The organism is Shewanella sp. SG44-6 (genome assembly GCF_014164185.1).
Taxonomy (GTDB): Bacteria; Pseudomonadota; Gammaproteobacteria; order Enterobacterales; family Shewanellaceae; genus Shewanella; species Shewanella vesiculosa.
Map to the genome: position 1 here is coordinate 1 of NZ_JACJER010000235.1, position 2,809 is coordinate 2,809.

The 2,809-nt window shown below is 39.6% G+C and carries 2 protein-coding genes; both read left to right on the top strand.

The window, feature by feature from the left end; all coding sequences use genetic code 11:
• On the top strand, positions 1 to 1,976 hold a 1,976-nt coding region (locus H5185_RS21665), incomplete at its 5' end, for a glycoside hydrolase family 32 protein (RefSeq protein ID WP_310741698.1).
• A 61-nt stretch (positions 1,977 to 2,037) separates the two neighbouring features.
• Positions 2,038 to 2,809 (top strand): oligosaccharide MFS transporter (locus tag H5185_RS21670; RefSeq protein ID WP_182743198.1); only part of this gene is annotated, 772 nt, incomplete at its 3' end.

Consider the following 2,809-nt stretch of genomic DNA (forward strand, 5'->3'; position numbering starts at 1 on the left):
TGGCAGCATGTAGCATGACAAACCAAACTGAAAAAACTGCCCTTGAGGGTGTAGATAAACCTAGCAAAGAGGTGTTTCGTCCCGCTTTTCATTTTACCCCTAAAAAGCATTGGATGAATGATCCTAACGGTATGGTTTATTACCAAGGTGAATATCATCTGTTTTACCAGCATAATCCTGATTCATCTGTATGGGGGCCAATGCATTGGGGACATGCATTTAGTAAAGATATGATTCATTGGCAGCATCAAGACATTAAGCTGTTTCCTGATGAGCACGGTACTATCTTCTCCGGTAGTGCGGTGGTTGATTGGCAAAATAGTAGCGGCTTTGGCACTAAAGAAAATCCACCATTAGTGGCTATATTTACCTATCACGATGATAAAAAGGCTGCACTGGGGGCGATTGATTTTCAAACCCAAGGTATAGCATATAGCACCGATAAAGGCCGTACATGGAAAAAATACGCTAATAATCCGGTATTAAAAAACCCTGGGATCCGCGATTTTCGTGATCCTAAAGTAAGTTGGCATGAGGATACCCAGCAGTGGGTCATGGTATTGGCTCAAGATGATCATATTGGCTTTTACAGCTCAAAAGATTTAAAAACATGGCAATTTGAAAGTAACTTTGGCGCCGATTGGGGAAGTCACGCAGGTGTATGGGAGTGTCCAGACCTTATTCGCGTGCGTATTGAAGGCACAGATGAATATAAATATGTTTTATTAGTGAGTATCAACCCAGGCGCGCCAAATGGCGGCTCTGGTACACAATACTTTGTCGGCGATTTCGACGGTGAAAAATTTGTACTTGATAGTGATTATCAAAAAATGCTTACTGCAACGCCAGCCGTTTTCCCCCAAGGACTTGATTTTTCTAATTTCAAGAGTGGTTTAAAAAATTGGCAAGTATCTGGTGATGCATTCCATATAGTTAATGATCAACCATCAAATACGATTGCCAGTTCTTTTAAAGGTTCTGATAAGGCAATTGGCACATTAACCTCAACATCATTTGCGATCGATCATGATTTCATTAACTTCAAGATTGCAGGCGGAAAGCATCACAATAGTACCGCAATACAGTTGTTAGTTAATGGCGAGATTGTTAAAACCGCAAGCGGAAATAATACCGGTACTATGACAGAGCGTTCATGGAACGTGAGTCAATTAAAAGGCCAGCAAGCTTATATTAAAGTGGTCGATAATGAACGAGGTGATTGGGGGCATATAAAAATCGCTGATATTGTATTTTCTGATAATGCAGCAAATGAAAGATATGAACCTTCAATATGGTTAGACTACGGCACAGATAATTATGCAGGTGTCACTTTTTCTGATGTCAAAGACGGTAGACACTTATTTATGGGGTGGATGAGTAACTGGCAATACGCAAACCAAGTACCCACTGAAGTATGGCGCAGTGCAATGACGATTCCCAGAGAATTAACCTTATTGCAAACAGCAAGTGGCGTGCGTTTAGCATCTCAGCCTATTAAAGAACTCGATAGTTTACTGAGTAATACACAACAAAAGGCAAGCCTAACTGGTGCAAATAGCTATCAGTTAGATGAGCTTTTTACTGTTGAACCTGGGCAATTTAAGGTGAGCTTTAGTTTATCAAACGCTGAGCAAGTTACTGATATCGTGCTTAGCTCTTATATGGGCGAATACACTAAGCTGCAGCTAAACCCAGCTCAAGGGCAACTTGTACTTGATCGCAGACAATCAGGTTTAAAAGACTTTGAAGATGGTTTTGCATCTTTACAAACAGCCCCATTACAAAAGGGCCTTGAGTATTACGATGTTGAGATATGGGTAGATAAAGCGTCGGTAGAAGTGTTTGTAAATAAAGGGGTTAGCTCTATGACCTCGATTGTTTTTCCAACCTCTCCTTACAATAAAATACAAGTAAGTGCTGAGCAGCCTTTGTCGCTTAGTGACGTTAAGTTAAATAATATAGCAATAGAAAAATAACTTCCAAAATGACTCTATATTATTATAGAGTCATTAATCTTTCTCCAAGGCTATGCGATATATGAGTAGCAACTATCGACTCTTAAGTGTCATTTTGTTTGTTTATTTTATGGCATGGTCTTTTTCTTTTTCATTATTTCCTATTTGGCTTAGTCAAGAAGTAGGCCTCAATAGTGCTAAAGTCGGGATTATCTTTAGTATTAATTCCATCATGGCTTTACTCGTGATGCCTTGCTACGGCATTTTGCAAGATAAACTCGGTTTACAAAAAACACTGCTTTACTTCATTGCATTTTTCATCATGTTGATTGGCCCGTTTGTTAGTTATGTATACGCGCCACTACTACAAACGCAGTTTTATCTGGCTGCTATTTTAGGCGGTGCCGTTTTTTCATGTGCATTTTTAGCTGGAGTAGGGACGCTTGAAAGTTATATTGATAAACAAAGTCGCTCGACGAACTTTGAATTTGGTAAAGCTCGAATGTGGGGGTCACTGGGTTGGGCCATGGCAAGCTACTTTGCCGGTTTATCGTTTAATTTATCCCCTAGTTTAAATTATTGGTTATCAAGCATTGCGGCGGTTTGCTTAATAGGTTTTTTAGCCTTTGTTAAGGTCGCACAAAATCAGAGTGAAATAGCGCCTTCTCGAACTTTTACTCCTGTAAAACAGCTTAAAGCCTTTTTTAAAATCGCAGGACTGTGGCGGTTAAGTGTGTTTGTGATCGGTGTTAGTTGTATTTATGCGGTATTTGATCAGCAATTTGCTATTTATTACACCTCTTTTTTTGACACCCCAGAGCAAGGTCGAGAAATTTTTGGCTATTTAACTTCAG